The sequence below is a fragment of the Planctomycetota bacterium genome (genome assembly GCA_038746835.1).
GTDB lineage: Bacteria > Planctomycetota > Phycisphaerae > Tepidisphaerales > Tepidisphaeraceae > JBCDKH01.
Genome location: JBCDKH010000034.1, coordinates 1 through 23,340, shown reverse-complemented (window position 1 = coordinate 23,340; position 23,340 = coordinate 1). Strand labels below are relative to the sequence as shown.

Genomic DNA, 23,340 nt, shown 5'->3' with positions numbered 1-23,340 from the left:
GTGTTGCTCGACGAGTCGGCCCCGCCGACCAGCACGTCGACGCCGGCCTCTTCGCGTGCACGGAAGACGGCCTCGCACGTCCGCCGCCACAGCTCGCGATAACGCGGCAAGTCCGCCTGCCAACCGCTGATGCTGCTGCCCTCCCACGGCTCGTTCCACAACATCACGCCCGTCACCGGTCCCTTGGGCCAACCGTGCTCGGCGACGATTTCGTAGACGTACTGCTCGTACGCGTCGTCGTGCTCGGGCAGCCAGACGAGATCCTGTTTGCCGGCGCGCAACTCGTCGTCGTCGTTGAGATGCGGACGACCTCGTCCCATCGGCTGCATCGTCCGGTCCGGCCCAACACCGAACTCGATGGCGGCAGTCACCTTGTGCTCGTGCAGTTCGGCGAACTGCTGGCGAAGCTGCTCGCGATACGGCTCGGCGTCGAGTGTGCCGGGCGGTCGGAACTGGACGGCCTTGCGGATCGCCTGCACCCCGAGCCGCTCGAGGACCGCCGGCGGCATCTTCTCCAGCGACTGCGTTGGGTACTGCAGTCGCTCGACATCGTGCTCGAACGTGCGGACGACGCTCGTTAGTAAGTGCCGCCCCATCGGCCCGAGGTCGACGACGACGCCGTACCCGCCGAAGGTGGCCGGGAGATCGAAGACAATCTCCGTGTCAAACCAGTCGGCATCGGCGGGACCGTCCAGATCGACCTTGACGGGCGGCATGCGTTCGAGCGGCTCGAGCCTCGGGAACCAGTTGTCCCCGGGAACGGCCTTCATCGAATAGCGGATGACGTGCACCTCGGCCGTCGTCGGCCAGGCGACCTCGCTCGAAGATCGCTCGATCTGGAAGCGGAGCTTTGGCTGCTCTTGCGGAGTGAAGACGTTGCCGGGCGCGTTGCTGGCAAGCAGCGTGACGCGTGCATGCGCTGCGGGTCGCTCGTCCTCGGGACCGGGCACGCCGAAGCACTCGGCGTAGTTGTGCATGAGGTCGAGCTGGCCCCATTTGCTGTTGCCCAACGCCACCGGCGATGCCACGACGATCGCCGTGGCGGCGACCGCGATTGGCCGTCGAGCCGCGATGGTCAATATCTGGACAACAAATCGCCCGATGGAGGACTGCATCGCCTCAATATGCCAGGTTTTGCCATGGATTCCAAGCCTGCGACGTCAACGTTGCACGGGCTGAGCTCGCAGAATCGAGTTTCTGCTAGCCAAGCGGGGAGACTGTGGTATTCTTTTGGTCACCACCCTTTGTCAGGTTGACCAATCGCCTATGCCGAGCCTCGCTGCCATCCCGTGGAAGACGCACAAGCACCAACGCGTGGCATCGCAACTGGATCGGCTCCGTGCCGACGGCCGGATCGGCGACGGTCGTGTCCTGCCCCCGGAGCGCGAGCTCTCCGAACTGTGCGGCGTCTCCAGGCCGACGCTGCGACAGGTGATGCAGACACTCGAAGCCCACGGCCGGGTCAAGAGCCACGCCCGTCGAGGCAGGGTTCTCGTCGCCGATCCGATCGATCAGGAAGCGACGCCGCGATCGCTGTCCCAGATGATCGCGCTCGTCACGGACGACAAACAGGAGAATTTGTCCGGAGGCGGCGCGCCGCGCGGTTACTCGGCGCAGCTGACCTCTGCCGTCACAGAGGCAGCGGTCGCGGCGGGGTACGACCTGCTCGTCCTTCGTTTGTCATCGGCCGAGTCGACTCTGCCTGCGGTGGCTCGTGAGGGCGTCAGCGGCGTGGTGGTTGCCACGTCACTCAAGGCACGCGACACCACCGAAAAGAGCGTCGTTGCCAGGGCCCACGAACTCGGTGTCCCGGTCGTCGCCTACGGATTTCGAGACGATTCGGTGGCAGACTCGAGCGGCAGCAAGCTCGGTGACATCGTCGCATCCGATCACCGAGCCGGTGGCTACCTGATGACGCGGTGGCTCATCGAGCAGCGCGGATGCCGGCGTCCGGTGCCATACCTGCGCGTCAAGTCTTCCATTCGAGAGGCGGAGCGATTCCCAACCTGGTGGCAGCAGCGGATCGCGGGCTATCGGCAGGCAATGGACGAATCTGGACTCGAGCCCTTTGCACCACTGGAGGTGGACGCAGTCTTTCGGGACGAGGCCATGGACCTTTCCGCTCGCGAAGCGGACGCGAGATACCTCGCCGGCTACCTCGCCCCGCTGCTCCACCTTCCCGATCGGCCCGATGCCATCGTCTGCGCTTCCGACTACTGCGCTGCAGTCGCAAGCGAGGCGGTCGACTACGCACTCGACCCGTCGTCACCACGCCCCGTCGTCACGGGTTACGACAACACCTGGGCCCATCTTCGCAAGCTCGGGCTCATTCATCGGCCGCCCGCAGCAACCGCGGACAAGGACTTTGATGCGATCGGGCAAGCACTTGTCCAACGGCTCCACGCACAGCTAAACGGCGAAGAGGCGCGGGGGCCACAGTTGATCACGCCACGCCTCGTCACGTTCGCGGACGGCGAGCCGCATGCCGAACATCAGAGCCTCTCGAACGAGCGGGTCTGGTCAAACGACGGTCCCGCTGTATCGCCGACGCTCCAGTCTCCAGCGTAGTGCTTCCACACGACTCAAATTTTCACTTCCACAGGAGGACTTAGATGCTCAATCACTCACTCTCAACACTCGCCGCAGTCATCGCCTTCGCCGGTTGCGCGTCCGTGGCGCAGTCCAGCACGATTCTCTTCGAAGAGGACTTCGAAGATGCTTCAACAGACTTCAACGGAAACATTGACATTGTCCCTGCACCGCTAACACCGACTGGTGCTTCCGGCACAGGCGTTGGAGCACTGGTCATTGACGTTCCAGCTGGCACTGGGACCGGATCGACCGTAAGAGACACGACGGTGATCGACGATCCGAACCGTCCGATCGCTGCACTCCCGCCCGGAGTCTCCGAGTTCACACTCTCGTTCAAGTACGCCGCCGCGCAGGCAGAGGTGGGAACGCAATTCGTCGACTTCTCCTTCTTTTTCACCGACGGAGTCAACCTGACGGGCGGCGGCAACGTCACACGCGTCAACATCGATCGCGAGAACTTCGGCGGGAACGAAGACACTGCCTTCATCACCATCACGGAAGTGGTCAACGCACAGGCGGCAATCGACAACGGCCACAACGTACTCACGAACATCGAGCTTACCTACGTCTACGAAAACCCCACGCTTGGCAGCAGCCCGCAGTCGTTCACTGCGTTCGTCGACGACATTCAAATCACCGCGGTCCCAGAGCCTGGTGCAGCGGCAGCCGCTGGCTTGCTCGGCCTGGCACTGATGAAGCGAACTCGCTAGCCGAGAACGCGAGCAAGGCGTTTCCAGCAGCTGATTCCGCTTCGCGTCCTGCTGCCCACTCGGGTTGCTGGACGCTGTGTTTTGACTCAGACGACACCCCAACTTCGTCGCCATGATCGATCGCTTGCTCGTTGTTGCGTCGTGCCTGATTGCGGCAGGTTTGTCCTCGGCGGCAGAGCCCGTTCGTGTGGAGCATGCCCAGCCGAATGCACAGCATCCGCCGTACGCGGAGGATCTCTTCACCATTCCTCGGGCCGGGCACGGCGGGTTCCAGCGATTCCTGTTTTGGGAAGTCGATCCCGATCGGATGCAGGACCGCTACGCGGAGCGTGAGACCCAGCGGGCCGACGAACTGCGGTCACGCGGCATCGCGCCGACGTTCAGCCTGATGCACTGGCGTTCCGCCTATGCCGCCGCAGCACCGGGCAGCGGACATCCCGACGCGGAAAGCCCGGCCCACCGCGCGTGGTTCGAGTGGATGCACGATCGCGAGGACTACTTCTGGCTCGATCGCAGCGGCAGGCACCCCGGTTCCGACAAGCATGAACCGGACTCGAACCTCGCCACGCCGCAAGCATGGATCGCGCCACAGCGGCCACTCGACCCTGACGACCCGGATCGCGACGCAGCCGCGGGCATCACGAACTGGGGCGAGTGGTTCAACGACGGCCTCGCCGACTATGCGGCGCGTGTCGGGATCGACGGCGTCTCACTCGCTGACCACTTCGATCAGCTGCCGTACCACGACGTCACGCAGATCGACTTTCAACCCGCGATCATCGCCGACTTTTCAAGGAAGACTGGCGTTCGTGTGCCGCGTGGCAGCGTCGAAAGGCGGGCGGAGTTCATCATCGAACGCCACTTTGCACGCTGGATCGACTACTGGAACCTGTCGTACGCCGACTGGTACGGCGACATGGCGCGACGGCTCAAGGCCGCAACGGGGCGGCCGGCTGTGATCAAGATGCAGAAGCACACGCACATCCACGACAAGCGCTACCACGCCATCGACGCCCGGATGATCGTCGAAGCTCTGCCGGACGACGCGATGCTCGCGTATCAGGTCGAGGCCTGGTCGATCCCGTGGAATCGCAACGTCGGTGGCGACACGCTCGCGGCCTACATCGGCATGGTCGGGACGCACCTCGCGCGCGAGCCAGCAATGACCCGCGGCATCATGATGCCGATGGCTCAAAACGCGACGCCGCCTGCGTCGGGCGACGTTCACTCGATGTCGATCTGGCGAACCACGCGCGAGTATGCCAAGGCCCGAGGTGTCGAGCTCTCCGATAGCGAACTCGAATCGCTCGGCCAAAACGTGCTCGAGACCGCGTGGATCGCGCTGCCGTGGGTGCACATCGCCACCCGCGACGGCAAGGTCGAACGCGCGGCCGAGTACGTTCAGCGTCAATTCAGCGGCCATCATCCAGAAGAACTGTGGGAGACGCTCGGGTTGACGATCTACCCGACCGCTCCGTTCGGGCCGGCGTTGTACTACTCGGCCTCGCTCGAAGACAGTCACGAGCTGGCACTTCAAGAGTACTTCCCGGTCAGGAGTCTTGTTGAACACACGCGAGGCCACGCAATTCCCGCGTACTTCGTCAGCGACGTTGCGCTCGACGCGCTGAAGCCCGAGGCCGCGCCGAGTGCCTGGCTCGTGGACGGCCTCGCAGACCTGCCGGCCGACGAGCGTCGTCGCCTGAATCGGCTGGCTCCGGTCTTCGATGTGAGCGACATCGCTTCTGCCGAACTGCCGCTTCGCTTTTCAGCCAATGGATCCGGCTTTGGCTTCATCGATCAACACGGGCGAACCATCGTCGTCGTGACGCGCGACCAGCTCGGTACCGACGACACGGTCACCATCACACTGCGACTTCCCACAGACGGCCGGTACGTGTTGAATAGCCTCGGGCAAACCGACGAGCAGTTCGTCTTCGAGATCAATGACGGAATCGGTGCCGTGAAGCTGCCGTTATCCGAATGGCAGTCGCGCGTTTTCTCTCTCGATTTGCAATCGCACAAGCTGGACTGAGATCGCCCTTTTCGGCCCGAACTACGGACCCATGTCGTAGTCGAACAGAGGCCGATGATCGTCGCGGCTTTCGGCAAAGGGGTTGCTCAGCGCATGGCCGCCGAAGAAGAGAAGGTTCTGGTTGCCGGAGCTATGGGTCCGCGACGGAAGCTCTGAGAAGTTCCACCACACGCCCACTGAGTCATCGACGACGCCGAGCGTGACGCGAATCGGATTGCCACCCGGAACGCCGAACCGGTCGGCCACCATGACAGTGCTCATGAGCGCGTCGTCGTACGTCGTCGTCGGGAATCGATCTCGGACTTGGCGGATGCGGCCGGGTGCGTCAGGAAACTTGTCCGGCTCAAAGGGAGGTCGGCCGATGTTGAAGGCGTAGCTGCGATGCTGTCGCCCTTCGAAGCCGACATTGTCGTCGAACGGGCACGTGAAGAAGTCGATCGACAGGCCGATGGGAATCTGCTGCGTGAAGTCCCAGGTCATGTCCGGCGCGACGTAGGTGCTGATCTGCTCTTCCCACGACACGCCCGCAAACCCGAAGGTGCCATTGCCCCGCACGCCTCCGATGTAGCCGTTGAAGTCGTTCTGATACATCACGAAGCCGGTGCCGATCTGCCTGAGGTTTGAAAGGCACTTCACGGACTGAGCGGACGCACGCGCACGACTCAGCGTCGGCAGCAGGATCGAAACCAGCAGCGCGATGATGCCGATGACGACCAGCAGTTCGACGAGCGTGAACCCTCTTCGGTGGCGAGACGGTGTCATGGAGTCCTCCTTGGCCGACCGCAGCGGCGGGAGTCGACCGGTCGCGAAGAATACCAGAAAGTGACCAAATGGGCAACAGCGTCGCAAATCTTTACCAACAACTTCCCATACGTGCGTAGTGGCATACCGGCTTGGGTCAGATCAGAGAGCACAGGCTGCTGAGTGTTTAAAGTCATTCAGAGCATCGTGTTACGGCGTACTCAACTGCAGCAGGAGCGGCAACACGGAGCAGTCGCTACCCTCCGCCGCTCCTGCTCATGCTGCACGCCAACGACGCCACCCCATCCGCCCAGCCGAAGACGCCGCTCGTCGACTTTTTCCATCGGCAGACGGCCAATGCCCGCAACGACGTCCTCTCCGGGCTCACCGTCGCTCTGGCTCTCGTGCCCGAGGCCGTCGCGTTCGCTTTCGTGGCAGGCGTCTCGCCGATCATCGGGCTTTACAGCGCGTTCTTCATCGGACTCATCACCGCCGTCCTTGGCGGGCGGCCGGGGATGATCTCGGGGGCGACCGGCGCGATGGCCGTCGTGGTCGTGTCGCTCGTGGCGGACAAGGGGATCGCGTATCTCTTCCCGGCCGTCGTTCTTGCTGGCGTGTTCCAGATCACCGTCGGGCTGCTGAAGCTCGGCATGCTCATCCGCATCGTGCCGGCGAGTGTCATGCTCGGCTTCGTCAACGGACTGGCCATCGTCATCGGCATGGCCCAGCTCACGAGCTTCAAAACCCTCGGCGATGACGGCCTGCTGCACTACATGACCGGGACGCCGCTCGTGCTCATGCTCGGGCTGGTCGCGCTGACGATGCTCGTCATCTGGGGTCTGCCGAAGCTGACGCGGGCCGTGCCGTCGAGCCTCGTCGCAATCGTCGGCGTCTCGCTCTTGGCGGCGGCGTTGTCGGCAGCCGGGCTGCACACGCCGACGATTCGCGACATGCTCGACACGAACGAGCAGGCTCGCGCCGTCCGCCAGGCCCAGGCCGACCAGCTGGAGACGACCGTCGCCGCCTTCAACGAGAACGCCCTGCCCGAAGGCCTCGCCGTGGTGCCGACCGATGACGTGAAGCTGTCGCCCGACGAGGTCCAGGCCGCGGTCGCTTCGGCCGAGTCGCCCGGACTGTCGGCGGGCGTGCCAATGCCGTTCTTCCTGGGCGGCCCGGGCTACACGGGTGGCGAGGCGCTGGACGTGCTCAAGCCCGAGAACCTGTGGGCGACGTTCCTGACAGTCCTGCCGTTCGCCTTGATCCTCGCCGGCGTCGGGCTGATCGAGTCACTGATGACGCTGACGCTTGTCGACGAGATCACCGAAACCCGCGGCCGGGGCAACCGCGAATGCGTCGGCCAGGGCGTCGCCAACGTCACCTGCGGCCTGTTCGGCGGCATGGGCGGCTGTGCGATGATCGGGCAGAGCCTCATCAACGTGAACTCCGGCGGACGCGGCAGACTCAGCGGCATCACGGCGGCGGTCATGCTCCTCGTCTTCGTCGTCGCGCTCGCGCCGATGCTCGAGCTGATTCCAATGGCGGCGCTGGTGGGCGTGATGTTCATGGTCGTCATCGGTACGTTCGAGTGGGCGACGCTCAAGATGTGGAAGCGATTCCCGCTGGCCGACTTCGGCGTGATGCTGCTCGTCACCGGCTACACCGTCTTCATGCACGACCTCGCGACGGCCGTCCTGCTCGGCGTCGCGGCGTCCGCACTGGTCTTCGCGTGGCGACACGCCTTCCACCTCGGCGTCGACGTCAAGTTCGACGAGCACGGCAGCAAGATCTACCAGCTGCACGGAGCCCTCTTCTTCGGCAGCGTCACGCACTTCACCGAGAGCTTCACGCCACAGCAAGACCCAGACGACGTCGTCGTCGACTTCTACTACACCCGCGTCTACGACCAGTCCGGCCTGGAGGCGATCAGCAAGCTGGCCGAGAAGTACCGGGCTCTGGGCAAGCGTCTGCACCTGACACACCTCTCACCCGAGTGCCGCCAACTCCTCGACAAAGCTGGAGAATTCGTCGAGGTCAACGTCAGCGAAGACCCACAGTACCACGTGGCGACGGAACGACTGGCGTGACGGACTCGAAGCTCCGCTTCCGTCATCCCGAGCGGAGCCGAGGGACCTCGCCTGGATCGGCTTCCGAAGGGCGAACGAGGTCCTTCGACTCGCTGCGCTCGCTCAGGATGACGGACGAGAGGCGTCCGAGACGCCTTCCTATCGATACCGGCGCAGAAGTATTGCTGGGACTAGCAACGTCAGGCCGAGCGTCGGCTCGGGGATGACGGCGAAGGCGGCGTCGGCGAGTAGGGCATGGCCGGTCGCCGTCGGGTGGAGGTCGTCCCAGAAGAGAAACTCATCAGCGTTCGAGACGACTTGCGAGAGGTCGTAGTTGCCGTCTCCCGCGACCAGGCCGGGGGCGGCGGAGTCGGTGACGTTGACCAGGCCAAAGCTCGCGGGATCGGCGACGAGGTCGGCAAAGAGCGTGACCAGGTCGAGGCGGAAGAGCGTCGCATCAGGCCGGGCGAGTTCGAACGCGTCGAGGCCGGCGTCGAGCGTTGTGTTGAAGGCGAGCGTGCGACTCGTCGCCAATGCCTCCTGGCCGTCGTAGCGCGGGACGAGGCCGAGGTCGGGCAGGTTGGGCGTGAGGAAGTGGCGGGCACCGGCGTCGTAGAGGCGTGTGATCTGGTCGAGCGTTTCCGTCGCCGCGGCCGTGGCAGTCGCGTTGCTGCCGCCGTTGACGGCCGCTTCGATGTCGTTCCCGCCGATGAGGATGACGAACAGATCGGCGGCGTCGGCGGTGCCGTCGCGATTTAGGAAGTCGTCGACCTGGTCGTCGAGATCGTCGACCACGAGGTTGAATGGAAAGCTGCTGCCGGATGCCAGTGCCCCGCCGTGGGCGAAGTTGTCTCCGCCGGCACCGCTGCGGACGACGGGACCGAGGCTGAGGCTGGCCGAGAGGTTTTCGACCCAGACCGGCCCGTTGCTGAACCGGCCGTTGAAGTACGCCGGGCCTGGCGTCGCGGGGACGAGCGGGATGGCGTCAGTGGTGGCCTCGACGTTCCCGACGTCGGTGAGGCTGTCGCCGAAAACGATGAGCTCGTCAAAGGTTGCCGACGCGGAACCGGCAAGGAGCAAGACAGCAATAGAAGCGGTTCGCATCATCTCGCGGGCCACTGTGCTGGATTGCCCGACCGGTTTCAAGAGCCAGTTCCAACAGACATTTCAGCCGTCGCTTGGGTTTGAAACTCGGACACCCTGGCCTGACGGCCTGACAACTTGGCAAAACTTGTCGATGTGTGAAAGCGCGCCCGGGCGCACGGCGACGTGCCATGGCAGGGCCCCATCGCGGGGTCTGTTCGTCTGACATTCCTCTCCCCGGGAGAATCCATGCAAGTCAAGCTTCTCGTCGCCGCTGCCGCGGCTGTTGCGACCGCCACGACGGCCCAGGCCGATGTCCGCGTCGCTCACCTCTCGCCCAACACGCCTGCTGTTGACGTCCTGGCCGGACCGACCGGCGGTGCGAAGGGCCTCGCGTTCGACGGCGCGACCTACCCAGCCGTCACCGACTACATCCCGCTGCCGACCGGCAACTACGACTTCGACGTCGTCCTCGACAGCGACAACTCGGTCATCGGCATTGACGTCGACGACTTCGCGATCGACGGCGATACCGATTACACGATCGCTGCCGTTGGTCTGCTCGGCGGCTCGCCGGCGTTGCAGGCGCTGCCGCTGGTCGATGACAACACGATCGACCCCAACGCCGCGCGTATTCGTTTCGTCCACGCCAGCAGCAACGCCCCGACCGTCGACATCGACGTCGCCGGCGTGGGCACGCTGTTCGATGACGTCGACCAGTTCACCAGCGGCGGCTACCAGACCGTCCCGGCTGGCACGTACGACATCTCGGTGCTCGTCAGTGCTGACCGCCCGAGCGGCAGCGTCCTCGACGTGGACGGCTTCGTCGCGGAGGCCGGCACGGTCTACACGATCTACGCCATCGGCCTGGTCGGCGATGCCAACACGCCGCTGGGCGCGTTCGTCAGCACCGACGCGGTGATCCCGGAGCCCGCGACGGCCAGCCTCTTCGCGGCAGGTCTCGGCACGCTGCTGCTGCGTCGCCGCAAGTGAGTTAGCGACAGGCGAGAGAATGCGAATGGCGGCGTCACGTGCGTGACGCCGCCATTTTGCGTTGAGTGTCCAACCGCTGTGCTAGCGCGGACGCGTGGTCGGCCGGACCTTGTCGAAGCCACGGTCCTCGAGCTGCCTAGCGACGGCCTGCGTGACGGCATCGCCAAGCGTGACCTGGCCGGCGTCTGCGTCGGCTTGGCGAGCCAGCTCGGCAGCGAGGAACGTCGCACGCTCGGCCGCCAACGTCTGGATCTGAGCCTGAATCGACGAACGACGCTCGGCCAGCTCTTTGACGTGCTGCACGCGCTCGTTGGCGGACATCGCCTGCATCGCCTCAGGCAGCTCGTCCTCCGGAACCTCGGCCAGCTTTGTCGGAAGCGCGTCCACGTCGCCGGCCAGCGTGTCGACGAGATCGCGACCGGCGTTGTCGTAGACCGAGTTGGCCTTGGTCACCGCCCGGACTGCGGCGAGGGACGGGCTCATGCGACTCATCCGCATGTCGTTGGCGACCTGCGCACCGGCGGCCTCGTCGCGTCGTTCGCGATCGCCGAACCAGAGGTACGTCTCATTGAGCTCGAGGCTGAGTCGGCCGAGTTTCTCGTCCTGCGGACAGATGATCTGCGGCACGGGCGAATGGTCCTGGTCGATGTTGAACGCCTCGCCCCCGCCGATGGCGGCCGCTCGCGTCCACTCGCCGCTCTCGCCAGCCTGCGAAGGCCCGCAGTGCACCGTGTTGACCACGACGCCCCGGCCCTTCGCCTCGCCGACTGCCACGCGGTAGTCGATCGGACCTTGCGTGAACGGCTCGTTGCCGGCGATGAAGATCGTGCGGTAGTCGTCGTCACCCGTCGACCAGTCGAGCACGCCGAGTGCGTCGTCGATAACGGCCCCGCAGTACTCGCTGCCGCCGTTGGTCGTCAGGCCGAAGAGCGCGGTGCCGACGGCGTCGAGGTCGCTGGTGAGCGGGACGACCTGGCGGATGTAGTTCTCCGTGACGGGCAGACCGTCGTTGCCGTACTGAAAGAGCGCGACGCGGACCTTGGCCTTCTCGCCGTCGCGCGTCTGATCGGCCGTCTCATTGACGATCTTCCAGAGCTGGGCCTTGGCCTGATCGATGAGGCCATTCATCGAGCTGCTGGTGTCGAGCAGCAGCACCAGGTCGATCGACGGGCCCTCCTCGGCAGGCGTCGGCAGAACGATCGGCGGCAGGTTTCGTGGCCCGGCCGCCGGTGCAGGCGTCGTCAGCGCGGCCAGCGATGCCGAGGCAACAGCCCCGGCAAGCAAAAGGCGGGTCGTAGTGGTCGAAGAGATCGTGCGGTTTCGTGTCATGGTGGGTCTCCACCAGCACGACGCACGACCACTCGCCCGTCTTAGGAAAAATCTCGCGCGGCCCTTCCGTTCTGCGTCCGACAGGCAAGACAATTTGTTGACAAAGGCGTTCGCGCTGGCACATTGCAGTTGCGGATTCCGCCGCCAGCGGACCAGTTTGTCCTGTGCAGGAGTTGAGGATGTGCCATTCGAACCCCGCCGGGCGATCCAAGCGGATCGCGACCCTTCTCGCGTTGGCCTCAGCCGCGACCGCGATTCCGATCGCGTCGGCCCAGGTGACCCTCCGCGCCGTCGCACAGAAGTCGGATGTCCTCCCCGATCAGTCTGATCCGGGCCTGGTCTTTTCGAGCTTCAGCAGCACCTTCGTCTTCGGCGGTGCGACCATCAACGCACACGGCGATGTCGCGTTCTTCGGCGCAGGCCGCACCAACAGCGGCTCGGGCGTCACGCGGCAAGGTGCGTTCGTCGAACGCGACGGCGTGCTGCAGACGCTCGCCCTTCAAGGGCAGGCCGTGCCCGGTCTGCCCGGGTTCGACTTTGATGGCATCCAAGGCGGACGGCTCATCGTCGGCGACGACGGCAGCGTCGCCCACGGCACCCAGCTCGAAGTCGGCCCGAACTCCAGCGACGTCCGTCAAGCCATCCTCGTCTACGAGGCAGACGGCAGTGTCCGCAGCGTCGTCCGCGCGGGCGACACCATTCCGCAAATCGACCCCGTCAGCCCGACCTTCGGCTACGAGTTCCAAAGCCTCGGCCCAGGCGCGAACTTCATCAGTCCCTACGGCGGGTCAACCGAATTCGCGTACAACGACGGCCTCGTCGGCTTCGGCACCACGGCAGTCAACCCGAATGGCCCAGGGTCCGTCCAGGGACTGTGGGTCGAACGCGTCCAGCCCGACAACAGCAAAGCCCTCACACTCGTTGCACGCAACGGCAGCGACACCGACTTCTTCCCAACGACGCAAGTCGACGGTATCAGCGGCACCGGCGAGTTGATCTTCCGGACGGTCATCGACACGGATGACGCCGCCGCCTTCAACGCGATCGCAACCTTCAACCAGGCCGACATCAGCCTCGAAGCCCAGACCGGCAGCGATGCCGGCGGCGACGTCAGCTTCACCAGCCTCGGCCGGCCGTCGATCAACAGCATCGGCACGGTTGCCTTCCCTGCTCGCTTCAGCGATCTGCCCAGCGGCAGCGACACCGGCGTCTTCTCCGACGGCGGCATCGTCGCCAGCGAAGGCGTCGTGGCAGGTGGAACGCCCGACCTGAACAACGACGGCACGAGCGACTTCGTCTTCGGCGACCTGCTCAGTGTGCCCGTCTTCATCAACCAACAAGACAACGTCCTGTTCCGTGCGACCGCACGCACGCCCGACAACAGCCAGAGCGTCGTCGGCCTGTGGTCCGACCGGAGCGGCGGCATCAACAACCTTGACCTCGTCGCCTACGTCGGACAGGACGTGCCCGGCATGCCGGGGGCGACCATCTCGCAGATCGGCCAGTCCGTGCCGCGGGCCAGCCTCGTCTTCAACGCCAACAACGACGCCGCCTTCATTGGTCAGATCCTGACGGCCGACGGCTTCCTCCGCACGGCCATCTTCGCCGAGAAGAACGGCGAGCTGCGCGTCATCGCCGTCGACGAGGAGTCGATCACGCTGCCCGACGGCACCACCCGCGACATCAGCTTCCTGGGCTTCCTCGGCGGCAGCGGCAATGGCGACGGCTTGCTCAGCGGATTCAGCGACAACGGCGAGGTCGCCTTCGTCGCAGGCCTGCGCGGCTCGTCGGTCGACAACGTCGTCGTCCTCGTCGCCAACCTGAACCTGCCCGGCGACGCCAACGGCGACGACACCGTCAACCTCGCCGACTTCGGCATCCTGCGAGCCAACTTCGGCTCGACCGACGGCACCTTCGACACCGCCGACTTCAACGGCGATCGCCTCGTCAACCTCGCAGACTTCGGCATTCTTCGGGCGAACTTCGGCAGCAGCGCCGACCATGCGATCCTCGATGCCTGGGCCGCGACCGTGCCGGAGCCGACGGCTGGCATCGCCGCGTTGGCGTTCCTGCTCCTGGGCAAGCGCAGGCGTTGATCGTCTTCAAATCGCGCGACACAATGCGGCGATGAAGATGCACGCTGCCCTCGCGTCGTTGGCCCTGGCCCTTCCCGCCGCTGCGACCGAAGTCGTGCCCGGCGACGACGTCGGCCTGGCGTTCTTTGCCCTCACGCCAACCGGCACCGGCGGCGCGGACGAGCTGCTCGTCGACGAAAGCTTTTCCTTCGGCACGACGTCCTCCTTCGTCACGTCGCTGGGCAACACCGTCCTTGTCGAGTCCCAACAGTTCTTCCCCACAGGCGAAGACGTGATCATCGAGGTCGTCCTGACGACCGACGAGGCCAGCCTTATCCCGGCCGGGACTGTCTTCGGCACTGAGACGCCCGACATCGCCCTGCTCGCCATCGGCACCAATCTCGCCACCGCCGGCGTCTTCGACGGGCTCGATCTGACCGGCGGCTTCGTCGGCGGCACGCTCAAAGTCGACGGCCTGCTCACGCTCAACGGCGAGGACTCCGTCGTCTCCGGCGGGACGTCGCCCGCAGACAACCCGCTGGTCGTCTTCGAGACCATCGACTACGGCTTCGGCTCGGAGTTCGAGCTGGGCGCAGAGATCGCCATCCTCGACCAAGACGGTGACGGCGACATCAGCGACGAGGGGCTCACACGCCTCGGCTTCCGCATCAGCTTCCAGGTCATCCCCGAGACCGCCGCAGCGACAGGTCTGGGGCTTGTCGCCCTCACCGGCCTCTTGCGGCATCGGGGCCGAGCAGGTCGTTGACCGTCGGTGCGAAGCCCGGCAGCACATCGCCCGCATCGACCACTTCGTCGCCGCGCAGACGCTTCGTCTCGCCGTTGGGCTGATACACGTCGACAGCTCGACTGAGCAGGCTGACCACCCAGACCGGGCCGAAGCCGACCTCGCGGTAAAGTTCGAGCTTCTGGTTCAGGTCTTCGGCCCGATTGGTCGGCGAGAGCACTTCGACGACCAGGTCGGCCGGGATCGTCATGACGCGTGGGTTGCGTTCGTGCTCGCGAAACCGCTCCATGCGGATGACGCTGACGTCCGGCTTGCGGAACAGCCGCGGCCGATCGGGCCAGCAGCGGTAAATCGTCTCCGGCCCCAAAGCCACGGCCGGCCACCCGTTAGCGATGATGAAGTTGTTGATGAGCGTCAGGATCCAACCGTTGACGAAGCTTGACTCGACACTCACGTTCTTCTCCACAAAGGTTTCGCCGTCGAACTCCAAGTTGCGATCGTCCTGCTCGAGGCGATCCAGAATCGCCTCGTCGTCGAAGCCGTCGGCAATCGGCGGGAACTCCTCGTCGGCCGGATGAGCCAGGGCGGCCGGTCTGGGGCGGAGCAACGTGTCCATCGAAGTCATCATATCATTTTCGTGAGCCATCGGCCGGCCTCGATACAGTGGGACCGTGCTGACGTTGCTCGTTCTGCAAGGCCCGGATCGTGGCAAGCGATTCGAACTGCCAGACCGACCTGCCCTGGTCGGGCGGGAGCGCGCCAACGTCCGGCTCGACGACAACACCTGCAGCCGACGCCACGCCGAACTCCGCCCCGCCGCGTACGGCGATCGCTGGACCCTTAAGGACCTCGGCAGCGCCAACGGCACCTGGCTCAACGGCCAACGCGTCCTGACCCAGCCGATCGACATCAAGAGCGGCGACCAGATCCGCATCGGCAGCACGCTGCTCCTCTTCGGTGCGGCCGCGGGCGTCAGCCGCGAGACGACCAAGTCCGTCGCGCTCGAGACGGCCGAGAGTGGCATGGACTCGTCGATCATCTCGACCCTGCCCGCCACCAGCGACGACTCGATCGTCTTGGCCGTGCCCGAGCCTGCCGCGGCGGCGATGGCGAACCTGAAGGTCCTCTACCGACTCGCCGCGGCGCTGGGCAGCCAGTTCACGGACGACCAGGTGCTCGATGTTGTGCTCGACCTCGTCTTCGAGACGGTTCGTGCCGATCAGGCCGTCGCGTTTCTCTACGACATCGACGGCAAGCTCACGCCGCGTGCCGTGCGTCGTCGCGACCCCGAACCGCCGCAGAGCGAGGACGACGAGCCGGTCAAGCCCGAGCCGATCCGTGCCAGCCGGACGATTCTGACGCACGTGGTCCGCACGGGCGAGGGCGTCGTCTGCAGCAACGCCATGACCGATCGCCGATTCCGCAGCGGGCACAGCGTTCAGAACCTCGGCATTCGCAGCGCCATCGCCTGCCCGATCAAAGCCCGCCGACTCGACGCCGGCGTCGGCAAGGCGCCGCCCATCCCCGACACGGCCGACGCGCTCGAAGTGCAGAGCGACGAGAACGAAGTCATCGGCGTGCTTTACGTCGACTCCAGCGTGCAGAATTACACGTACGGCACTGATCAACTGCGGCTCCTGACGGCCATCGGACTGCAAACGGGTCTGGCACTGCAAAACGCCAAGCTCTACAGAAAGGGCTTGCAGGCCGAACGACTCGCCGCCGTTGGCGAAACAACCGCCGCGCTGTCGCACTCGATCAAGAACATCCTCCAAGCCCTCCGCGGCGGCGCGAGCGTCGTCGAGATGGCACGCAAACGGAAGGACTGGAATCAGCTTGACAAAGGCTGGGGCGTCGTCGACCGCAATCTCGACCGCATCTTCGGCCTGACGATGAATCTGTTGGCCTTCAGCAAACCCCGCACGCCGTCACGCAAGCTCGTCAACCCGCGGCAGGTCATCAACGAGTGCGTCGACCTCGTCGCGCCCATGGCCGACGAACGCGGCGTAATGGTCGTGGCCGACGTCGCCGACGACCAGCCGGCCGTACCGCTGGACGAGGAAGGCCTGCACCAGGTCCTCATGAACCTGCTCGGCAACGCCGTCGACGCGGTTAGCGAAACCGAGCCCGAAGTCCAGACCGCCCCGACGGGCGTCGTCAAGGTCATCTGCCGCTACGACGCCGAGCAGAAGCGGACGAACATCGACGTTGTCGACGACGGCCCGGGCGTCGACCCCAACCTCCGCCGGCACATGTTCGAGCTATTCCACAGCACCAAAGGAAACCGCGGCACGGGCCTAGGTCTGCCTGTCGCCAAGAAGATCATCGAAGAACACGACGGCACCCTCACCGTCAAAAGCGACTCCGGCCACGGCACCACCTTCAGCATCTCCCTCCCCGCCTTCGTCGAACAGAGCGACGACCCGAGCCACACATACGTGGGGCTGGGCGAGTAACTACTTTCGGGCAACCTTCTTCTTCGGCGGCTTGACGGGCTCCACCGTTACGACGTGCGCGAGATCGACCACGCGATAGTGATCGTCCTTGTCGAAGATGTACACCGCCGATCCGGTTGGCGTGATGAGCGCGAAGTCGGGGTGGACGATGCGAAACGTGTCGCCGTCGCTCGTCTTGATGTCGAGCTGCTGGAACGGCTCCTTTTTCAACTCCTGACGGAGGGACTCCTTTTGCATGTCATGATCGTACACCGAGCACGACGCGTCAGAGGCTTACGCTTCTCGGGATGCCCGACCTGCTCGTCAAGCTCTACGACCTGCCCCCCGCGACGCCGGTAGAGGGCGTGACGATCCGCGTCGCCCGGCCGTTCGAGCGGGGGCATCTGCGCGACTTCATCGAGGAGCACTTCACACGAAGCTGGGCCGACGAGGCGGACGCGGGATTTGCGAATCGGCCGGTGTCGACCTGGCTCGCGACTGAGCCGGCAGAGGGTGGCCGGTCGAAGATCGTCGGCTTCGCCGGCTACGACTGCACCGCCCGCGGCCTCTGGGGCCCGACCGGCGTCGCCCCCTCCGCCCGTGGCCGCGGCATCGGTAAGGCCCTCCTGCTCCACAGCCTCCACGCCATGCACACCGCCGGCTACGCCTACGCCATCATCGGCGGAGCCGGCCCGGTCGACTTCTACCGCGACACCTGCGGAGCGACGGTCATCGACGGCAGTGAGCCCGGGTTCTACCGCGACTTGCTCAAGCCGAACTCGGCATGATCTGCAGGTGGCCGAACTGGCGAAAGTGGGCATCGAAGGCGAAAGCCGTCGTGATGCCGAGGCGAAGTGTCAGGGCGTGGCTGGAACAGTCGGTGAAGCTCCACGCCTTGTCGCCGTAGGTGCGGAAGACCTGCCACGCCTCTGCCACGTCTTCCGGCGTGAGGTGATGCACCTCGCCGAGATCGCCTGCGAAGAACCGCCGCCCCATCTCCACGGCAAGCCGAGGCTCGCCCCGAACTCGCAGGAGCGTGAGCGTCTCGTCAACAACGTAATCGCTCGTCAACAGCGGACGTTCGTTAGCGGCGAACCACGCGGTAGCAGCGGCGTGGTTTGCGTCGCTCGGGACGGCGAGTGCGTACCACGCGCCGGTGTCAACGAAAATGACATCGCTGCGATTCACTTCGATTCGGGATAGAGAAACCGATCGTGATCTTCGCTTGTGCGATCTTCGCCATCTGCGTGGTTCTCAAGCGGCATCGCGGCAAGTTCGCGCATGACGGCCTTTGCCCGATCCGGGTCCCACGCCTGCTCGGCTTCGGCCACCGTGAGCGTGACCCGCTGCCCTTCGTCCAGATCGAGCGGCCGCAGCGGACGGAAGACGCCACCGGCATATTCGGCTTCGATGGTGCGGTTGCTCATGCAGCGATGATGTTAACGGATCAGGTAGGCGGAAGCCCACCCTGCTTCACTCGTCGAACCCATAGATCGTGATGTCGATCCCGATGCCACAATCTCCGGCCGCCTTTATCAGTTTCGGCGGAAGTGACTCACCTTGTGCGGCAACCGGCCTCCACTTCACCGTGAAATCAACGCTCACACCTTCAACGCCTTCAAAATGAACGAGCCTGATGACCTCTTCACGCTCCGCGGTCAGGAACCGTGTCGCCTGCTCGATTTGCTTCTCCATGTCGCCGAATGCAGCATCAGCAACAGCTGCGTTGAATCCAAAGAATTGATTGGCAGGACCATCCGGCTTGGATGCGCGGACTGGAGCACCCAGCTTGAACACCTTCACGACCTCCCAGTCGCATTCTGCTAGAAATGCATCAACGTCGAAGGTTTTTCCACTTGCGCGAAGGACAGTCGACATCATTCACTCCCCCGGAATGTACCCGATTGTCCCCTGCATCGGGCTGCTGGCCGTCGCATAGCGCTTCTTCGGGATGCGGCCAGCGCGGAGGCCGTGGTGGCCCGCCAACAGGGCGTGCTTCATGGCGGTGGCCATCGTGACGGGGTCGCTCGCATGGGCGATGCCGGTGTTGAGCAGGACGCCGTCGGCGCCGAGTTCCATGGCGATCGTCACGTCGCTCGGCGTGCCGACGCCGGCGTCGACGATCACCGGATAGTCGGCGTCGCCTTCCTTCAAGAGTTCGAGGCAGAGGCTGATGTTGAGCGGGTTGAGCACGCCCTGGCCGGAGCCGATGGGGCTGCCGGCGGGCATGACGCTTGCCGCACCGGCCTCCTTGATGCGGACCGCCGCCCGTGGGTCGTCGCTCGTGTAGGCCAGCACCGTGAAGCCCTCCTTCACCAGCTCGGCCGTGGCTTCGATCGTGCCGACGGGGTCGGGCAGGAGCGTCGTCTTGTCGCCGAGGACTTCGAGCTTCACCCAACCCGCGCCGGCATTCCCTTGCTTCTCCAACAGGTCGCGCCCGAGCATGGCGACGCGGATGGCGTCCTCGGCGCTGAAGCAACCGGCCGTGTTGGGCAGGATCGTGTAGCGATCGAGGTCGAGGTAGTCGAGCAGGCTCTTGCCGTCGGCATCGATGAGACGTTCGCGTCGGACGGCGACGGTGACGACCCGGCAGCCGCTGGCGTCGAGGGCCTTGGCCATCACGTCGTAGTCGCTGTACTTGCCGGTGCCGGTGAAGAGGCGGTGCTCAATGGCGTCGAGGGTGACATCGCCGATGGTCAGGCTGGGGCTCATGGCCAAGCTTACGAAGCGCGAGATGCGCGAACTCATCCTCGTGCCCGCACTATCGGAATTCGCTTGACACCGTCAGGCCAACTTTTCACGCTGCTTCGGTCCGCGGCCGATGGGGCGTCGTGGGCGATGGCCCCTTTGGGAGGGATTGTGCACTCCATACTGCGACACGGCTTGACGGCAGCGGCGGCGATCGGTGTGACTTCGGCCGTCGCCTCGGCCGACCTCGTCATCAGCGTCAGCGACGCCAACGAACCGCTGTGGCACGTCGACGTCGACACGGGCACGTATACGCCGCTGCTTGAGGGCTTCGGGGCCCAGGCGATCGCCAACGACGACGCCAGCGAGACGCTCTACTTCATGACGAACACCGTCACGCTGTACAGCTGGAACTACGGCAATCCTTCCGCGTCGCCGACACTCATCGGCAACACCACCAGCGATCAGGCGACCAGCCCGTTCGTCTCCATCACCGGCCTCGGCTGGGACGGCGTCGACGGCAGGCTCGTCGGATCGCGAACGCTCGACTCCAGCGGACTGGTCGAGGGGCTGTACGAGCTGTCGACGGCCGACGCGACGGTCAAGAGCATCGCGCCGTTCCCTGGCAGCACGTTCGACTTCGGGGCGTTCGACATCGACGCCGCCACCGGGAAGGCCTACGGCTTCAGCGACGGCCTGACGTCCGGTTCGAGCCAGGGCCTCTACGAGATCGACCTCGCTACCGGCGTGCCGACGCTGCTCGCCGCACCGCCGCCGGGCAGCATCCCGACCGGCGCGACCCGGCCCGACATCGACGGACTCGCGGTGGGCGACGGGGTGGTCTATCTCGTGCAGGACCGGGCCGTTCAGACGGGTGGGTCGATCTTCACGTACGACCTGGCCAGCGGCACGTACGGAACGCCGCTGCAGGTGCCGTGGTTCTTCAACGAGACGTTCAGCGGCGCGACGTGGATTTCGGATGCCAGCAGCAACGCCCTGCTCGTGCCGGAGCCTGCCTCGGCGACGCTTCTGCTCGTGATCGGTGCCCTTGGCCTTCGACGCAGGCGGTAGATCGTCGTTGGTGACGCCTTGTCTGTCCGTCATGCCGGGCCTGAGAGTCGGCGGGAATTGGGAGAAAGAGACATGAATCGCACGCTCGCTTCGACAATCGCCTCTGCCGGGTTGACCACCCTGCTTGCCGCGCCGGCCGAGGCGCAGCTCGTCTTCGCTGACACGGATCGCCAGACGTCCTTCACGTACATCGACCTGGCGACGCTGCGCGAGACGATCCAGTTCCCGCTGCCCGCCAACGTGGTCGACACCGAGGTGCTGCCCGGCACGACCGGCTTCAACGTGTGGGCGATGACGGCCGACGAGGCGAACAACCGCCTGCTCTTTCTCGACGTTTCGTCGCTGTTCCCCGGGGCCGACACGACGAGCAACCTGTACAGCTACGACTACGACACCGGCGCCGTCACCTTCCAGGGCCGCGTCGCGGTCGGCGGGAACGACATCAGTGTCCAGGGTCTCGCCCTCACCGACGACGGCGAGCTCTACGGCATCTACAACACGGGCGGCGTCCCGGGCAAAGGCGTCTATCAGATCGACCTCGACAACCCGACCGGCTCGGGCTTCGGCACGCAGTTCCCCAGCACGCTCGTCGTCCCCACCGCCACCCAGCCCGGCGGAGATACTGCGTTCAGCTTCGGAACGCTCGACTACGACCCCGTCACCGACAAGATCTACACCGTCGTCGACGACAACGACGCGCCACAAGGTGCCGGCATTTACGAGGTCGACCCGGTCGCCGGCACGTTCAACTTCGTCGTCCCAAGCCCCGACTATCGACGGCTCGAACGCGACTTCGACGGCCTGGCCACCGGCAACGGCATGGCCTACCTCTTCACCGACGAGCCGGGCTTCGTCTACGCCTACGACCTGGTCAACGGAACCGGGTCGATTGACGACTACACGGACTTCCTGAGCCCGATCGTCGAAGACAGCGTGCTCTTCGCCGGCTCGTCCTTTGCGCCGGGACTCCTGTCGCAGTTCCGCCTGCCGGGCGATGCCAACGGCGACGGCATGGTCGACCTGGCCGACTTTGGCATTCTGCGGGCCAACTTCGGCTCGCCCAGCGTGTTCCTCACGTTCAACGAGGCCGACTTCAACGGCGACGGCGTCGTCGACCTCGCCGACTTCGGCATTCTTCGCTCCAACTTCGGCAGCTCGGCCGCGGGCGACATCGCCCTGCTCGACGCCTGGGTCGCCACCGTTCCCGAGCCCGCCTCGGCCGCCCTCGTCGGTTTGGCGGGCCTCGCTGCACTGCGTCGTCGTCGCTGATTCAGACGTTCACCTTTTTCGTTTTTCTGGGAGACAGATCATGTACACCAAGACCCTTGCCCTCATCGCCGCCGCAGCCACCGCGCTTCCGGCCGCTGCGCAGACGTTCGACATCGTCCTCGAAGAGGGCGACACCGTTCCCGGCATCGGCGTCATCACTCGCGTGGACGGCGTTGCGACGAACAACCTCGGCGACATCCTGATCGAGGTCGACACCGACGGCGCCGACACCACTAAAGACGGAGCTCTGCTGCTCAACGGCAGCGTCTTCCTCGGCGAGAGTGAAAGTTTGGCCGCGCCCGTCGGTGCAGGTGCCGGCTCCTTCGACGACTTCCAGCTGACCAACGACGGCCGTGTCGCGCAGAACCTGTTCCTCGACGGCACCACCGGCTCGGGCGACGACAGCGGGCTCTACTTCGACAAGACGCTGCTCATCCAGGAGTCGGAGGCGATCACTGCCAGCGGACCGCTCAACGGTTCCACCGTCGCAGGCTTCTTCGGCACGCAGGTCAACGACGGTCCGGTCCTGCTGTCGCGAATCAGCCTCGACGGACCCGGCAGCAGCATCATCTCAAGCCTCATTACGTTCGACATCGCGACCGGCGACCAGGTGGTCCTCGCCGCAGAAGGCCAGACGCTCCCGGGTCTCGGAGGCGAGTTGATCCTCGACATCGAATCCGATGCCGACGAGTACGACTACAACAACTCCGGCACCGCCATCTTCGGTCTCGATCTCGAAGGCGACTCATCAACCGACGGCGTCGTCTACCTGACCGGCACCGGCGTCCTCGCTCGCGAAGGCGACGTCTCGCCCGTCGGCGGATTCACCTGGGACGGCCTGGCCAGCAGCGAAGTCGCCCTCGGCGACGGCGGCGACTTCGCGTTCACCGGCAACTTCGATACCGGTGCCACCAACGACGACTCGGGCGTCTTCCTCAACGGCAGCCTCTTCGCACGCGAAGGCGACGTCGCGCCTGGCACCGGCGGACGCCTCTACACCAACCTGGCCTTCGCACGACTTGAAATCGACCAGGCCGGCAACCTGCTCTGGGTCGCCAGCATCGACGGCAACACCGACACCAACCGCGTCCTCTATCTCAACGACGAGATTCTGCTTCAGGAGGGCGACCTGATCGACGGCAAGGTCATCACCCAGCTCTCGACCAGCGACCAGACGCTCTCGCTCAGCGATGATGGCCGGTTCGCCCTGGTCGAGCTGATCCTCGACGGCTCCACCGACGCCGTCGTCCTCATCACCATCCCCGAGCCCGCCACCGCCTCGCTGCTCGGCCTCGCCTCGCTCGGCCTGCTGCGTCGCCGGCGTGCCGCGTAGCGCGGCCGAACGCTTCGGCAACGACCCGCCCGCGCCCCGACCTCTCGGGGCGCGGGCCTTGCATTTGTCGATCCGCGCAGCTCTGAAGCCGTGCGGCGTGGCGACAAGCTCGGACTGACGTCGCCCGTATCGAATCCATCGTGCCACGACGGTGTCACGTCGGGGCACGGAACGCTTCGTC

Annotated in this window: 22 protein-coding genes; 12 read left to right on the top strand and 10 right to left on the bottom strand. The window is 65.2% G+C overall.

Annotation, left to right across the window (positions count from 1 at the left end; all coding sequences use genetic code 11):
• The coding region (locus AAGI46_05605; GenBank protein MEM1011681.1) for a hypothetical protein at positions 1–1,115 on the bottom strand (1,115 nt) is incomplete at its 3' end.
• Between the two features lie 151 nt (positions 1,116–1,266).
• Between AAGI46_05605 and AAGI46_05600 the strand changes: the two genes are divergently transcribed.
• The 3 genes from AAGI46_05600 to AAGI46_05590 all read left to right on the top strand — a co-directional run bounded on the left by AAGI46_05600 (position 1,267) and on the right by AAGI46_05590 (position 5,334).
• Positions 1,267–2,568: a LacI family DNA-binding transcriptional regulator gene (locus AAGI46_05600; protein ID MEM1011680.1), complete on the top strand. Its 1,302-nt coding sequence runs from the start codon at positions 1,267–1,269 to the stop codon at positions 2,566–2,568.
• Between the two features lie 44 nt (positions 2,569–2,612).
• Positions 2,613–3,302, top strand: coding sequence for a hypothetical protein (locus AAGI46_05595; GenBank protein MEM1011679.1), 690 nt, complete (start codon positions 2,613–2,615; stop codon positions 3,300–3,302).
• A gap of 112 nt (positions 3,303–3,414) precedes the next feature.
• Positions 3,415–5,334 carry a hypothetical protein gene (locus tag AAGI46_05590; GenBank protein ID MEM1011678.1) on the top strand — a complete coding sequence of 640 codons (1,920 nt, stop codon included), beginning with the start codon at positions 3,415–3,417 and terminating at the stop codon, positions 5,332–5,334.
• A 21-nt stretch (positions 5,335–5,355) separates the two neighbouring features.
• On the opposite strand, the gene AAGI46_05585 is transcribed toward AAGI46_05590, so the two are convergent.
• A complete protein-coding gene (locus AAGI46_05585) occupies positions 5,356–6,096 on the bottom strand; it encodes a type II secretion system protein (protein MEM1011677.1) in 741 nt (246 codons plus the stop codon).
• Between the two features lie 257 nt (positions 6,097–6,353).
• Between AAGI46_05585 and AAGI46_05580 the strand changes: the two genes are divergently transcribed.
• Complete coding sequence (locus AAGI46_05580; protein ID MEM1011676.1) at positions 6,354–8,159, top strand: SulP family inorganic anion transporter; 1,806 nt, start codon at positions 6,354–6,356, stop codon at positions 8,157–8,159.
• Positions 8,160–8,297: 138 nt separating this feature from the next.
• On the opposite strand, the gene AAGI46_05575 is transcribed toward AAGI46_05580, so the two are convergent.
• Positions 8,298–9,218 (bottom strand): SGNH/GDSL hydrolase family protein, encoded by a 921-nt coding sequence (locus AAGI46_05575; protein MEM1011675.1) that lies wholly within the window; start codon positions 9,216–9,218, stop codon positions 8,298–8,300.
• 252 nt (positions 9,219–9,470) lie between these two features.
• On the opposite strand from AAGI46_05575, the gene AAGI46_05570 reads away from it, so the two are divergent.
• Entirely contained in the window at positions 9,471–10,214 is a 744-nt protein-coding gene (locus tag AAGI46_05570) for a DUF4397 domain-containing protein (GenBank protein ID MEM1011674.1), read from the top strand.
• An 81-nt stretch (positions 10,215–10,295) separates the two neighbouring features.
• On the opposite strand, the gene AAGI46_05565 is transcribed toward AAGI46_05570, so the two are convergent.
• Positions 10,296–11,543: a vWA domain-containing protein gene (locus AAGI46_05565; GenBank protein MEM1011673.1), complete on the bottom strand. Its 1,248-nt coding sequence runs from the start codon at positions 11,541–11,543 to the stop codon at positions 10,296–10,298.
• Between the two features lie 179 nt (positions 11,544–11,722).
• Here AAGI46_05565 and AAGI46_05560 point away from each other — a divergent pair, with 179 nt between their 5' ends.
• Positions 11,723–13,639 carry a choice-of-anchor tandem repeat NxxGxxAF-containing protein gene (locus AAGI46_05560; protein MEM1011672.1) on the top strand — a complete coding sequence of 639 codons (1,917 nt, stop codon included), beginning with the start codon at positions 11,723–11,725 and terminating at the stop codon, positions 13,637–13,639.
• Positions 13,640–13,670: 31 nt separating this feature from the next.
• Positions 13,671–14,384, top strand: a complete 714-nt coding sequence (locus AAGI46_05555; GenBank protein MEM1011671.1) for a hypothetical protein — start codon at positions 13,671–13,673, stop codon at positions 14,382–14,384.
• Here the strand turns inward: AAGI46_05555 and AAGI46_05550 are convergent.
• Positions 14,344–14,979, bottom strand: a complete 636-nt coding sequence (locus AAGI46_05550) for a Uma2 family endonuclease (GenBank protein MEM1011670.1) — start codon at positions 14,977–14,979, stop codon at positions 14,344–14,346. The two genes, AAGI46_05555 and AAGI46_05550, sit on opposite strands and share 41 nt — an antisense overlap.
• A 55-nt stretch (positions 14,980–15,034) precedes the next feature.
• Here AAGI46_05550 and AAGI46_05545 point away from each other — a divergent pair, with 55 nt between their 5' ends.
• Positions 15,035–16,819 carry an ATP-binding protein gene (locus AAGI46_05545; protein MEM1011669.1) on the top strand — a complete coding sequence of 595 codons (1,785 nt, stop codon included), beginning with the start codon at positions 15,035–15,037 and terminating at the stop codon, positions 16,817–16,819.
• Here AAGI46_05545 and AAGI46_05540 read toward each other — a convergent pair whose 3' ends face one another.
• Positions 16,820–17,056, bottom strand: a complete 237-nt coding sequence (locus AAGI46_05540) for a hypothetical protein (GenBank protein MEM1011668.1) — start codon at positions 17,054–17,056, stop codon at positions 16,820–16,822.
• Between the two features lie 50 nt (positions 17,057–17,106).
• On the opposite strand from AAGI46_05540, the gene AAGI46_05535 reads away from it, so the two are divergent.
• On the top strand, positions 17,107–17,586 hold the full coding sequence (locus AAGI46_05535) for a GNAT family N-acetyltransferase (protein ID MEM1011667.1): 480 nt from the start codon (positions 17,107–17,109) through the stop codon (positions 17,584–17,586).
• On the opposite strand, the gene AAGI46_05530 is transcribed toward AAGI46_05535, so the two are convergent.
• From AAGI46_05530 to AAGI46_05515, 4 genes are read right to left on the bottom strand one after another with little or no spacing between them, the layout of a single operon-like run.
• On the bottom strand, positions 17,567–17,986 hold the full coding sequence (locus AAGI46_05530; GenBank protein MEM1011666.1) for a PIN domain-containing protein: 420 nt from the start codon (positions 17,984–17,986) through the stop codon (positions 17,567–17,569). The two genes, AAGI46_05535 and AAGI46_05530, sit on opposite strands and share 20 nt — an antisense overlap.
• On the bottom strand, positions 17,983–18,225 hold the full coding sequence (locus tag AAGI46_05525) for an antitoxin family protein (protein ID MEM1011665.1): 243 nt from the start codon (positions 18,223–18,225) through the stop codon (positions 17,983–17,985). The genes AAGI46_05530 and AAGI46_05525 overlap by 4 nt, the downstream gene beginning before the upstream one ends.
• Positions 18,226–18,271: 46 nt before the next feature.
• A complete protein-coding gene (locus AAGI46_05520) occupies positions 18,272–18,679 on the bottom strand; it encodes a hypothetical protein (protein ID MEM1011664.1) in 408 nt (135 codons plus the stop codon).
• On the bottom strand, positions 18,680–19,510 hold the full coding sequence (locus AAGI46_05515) for a thiazole synthase (GenBank protein MEM1011663.1): 831 nt from the start codon (positions 19,508–19,510) through the stop codon (positions 18,680–18,682). It lies immediately after the preceding gene.
• A 147-nt stretch (positions 19,511–19,657) separates the two neighbouring features.
• Here AAGI46_05515 and AAGI46_05510 point away from each other — a divergent pair, with 147 nt between their 5' ends.
• From AAGI46_05510 to AAGI46_05500, 3 genes are all read left to right on the top strand, one after another.
• On the top strand, positions 19,658–20,557 hold the full coding sequence (locus AAGI46_05510) for a hypothetical protein (GenBank protein MEM1011662.1): 900 nt from the start codon (positions 19,658–19,660) through the stop codon (positions 20,555–20,557).
• Between the two features lie 72 nt (positions 20,558–20,629).
• On the top strand, positions 20,630–21,826 hold the full coding sequence (locus AAGI46_05505) for a dockerin type I domain-containing protein (GenBank protein ID MEM1011661.1): 1,197 nt from the start codon (positions 20,630–20,632) through the stop codon (positions 21,824–21,826).
• A gap of 40 nt (positions 21,827–21,866) precedes the next feature.
• A complete protein-coding gene (locus AAGI46_05500) occupies positions 21,867–23,159 on the top strand; it encodes a PEP-CTERM sorting domain-containing protein (GenBank protein ID MEM1011660.1) in 1,293 nt (430 codons plus the stop codon).
• The last annotated feature ends 181 nt before the right edge of the window (positions 23,160–23,340 follow it).

Bases quoted from the DNA above. Each gene is read 5' to 3' on its own strand.
- AAGI46_05590 (MEM1011678.1), top strand. From the start codon at position 3,415: ATGATCGATCGCTTGCTCGTTGTTGCGTCGTGCCTGATTGCGGCAGGT.
- AAGI46_05555 (MEM1011671.1), top strand. From the start codon at position 13,671: ATGAAGATGCACGCTGCCCTCGCGTCGTTGGCCCTGGCCCTTCCCGCC.
- AAGI46_05560 (MEM1011672.1), top strand. From the start codon at position 11,723: ATGTGCCATTCGAACCCCGCCGGGCGATCCAAGCGGATCGCGACCCTT.
- AAGI46_05525 (MEM1011665.1), bottom strand. From the start codon at position 18,225: ATGAGCAACCGCACCATCGAAGCCGAATATGCCGGTGGCGTCTTCCGT.
- AAGI46_05520 (MEM1011664.1), bottom strand. From the start codon at position 18,679: ATGATGTCGACTGTCCTTCGCGCAAGTGGAAAAACCTTCGACGTTGAT.
- AAGI46_05550 (MEM1011670.1), bottom strand. From the start codon at position 14,979: ATGGACACGTTGCTCCGCCCCAGACCGGCCGCCCTGGCTCATCCGGCC.
- AAGI46_05595 (MEM1011679.1), top strand. From the start codon at position 2,613: ATGCTCAATCACTCACTCTCAACACTCGCCGCAGTCATCGCCTTCGCC.
- AAGI46_05585 (MEM1011677.1), bottom strand. From the start codon at position 6,096: ATGACACCGTCTCGCCACCGAAGAGGGTTCACGCTCGTCGAACTGCTG.
- AAGI46_05540 (MEM1011668.1), bottom strand. From the start codon at position 17,056: ATGCAAAAGGAGTCCCTCCGTCAGGAGTTGAAAAAGGAGCCGTTCCAG.
- AAGI46_05535 (MEM1011667.1), top strand. From the start codon at position 17,107: ATGCCCGACCTGCTCGTCAAGCTCTACGACCTGCCCCCCGCGACGCCG.
- AAGI46_05600 (MEM1011680.1), top strand. From the start codon at position 1,267: ATGCCGAGCCTCGCTGCCATCCCGTGGAAGACGCACAAGCACCAACGC.
- AAGI46_05505 (MEM1011661.1), top strand. From the start codon at position 20,630: ATGAATCGCACGCTCGCTTCGACAATCGCCTCTGCCGGGTTGACCACC.
- AAGI46_05500 (MEM1011660.1), top strand. From the start codon at position 21,867: ATGTACACCAAGACCCTTGCCCTCATCGCCGCCGCAGCCACCGCGCTT.
- AAGI46_05570 (MEM1011674.1), top strand. From the start codon at position 9,471: ATGCAAGTCAAGCTTCTCGTCGCCGCTGCCGCGGCTGTTGCGACCGCC.
- AAGI46_05580 (MEM1011676.1), top strand. From the start codon at position 6,354: ATGCTGCACGCCAACGACGCCACCCCATCCGCCCAGCCGAAGACGCCG.
- AAGI46_05565 (MEM1011673.1), bottom strand. From the start codon at position 11,543: ATGACACGAAACCGCACGATCTCTTCGACCACTACGACCCGCCTTTTG.
- AAGI46_05515 (MEM1011663.1), bottom strand. From the start codon at position 19,510: ATGAGCCCCAGCCTGACCATCGGCGATGTCACCCTCGACGCCATTGAG.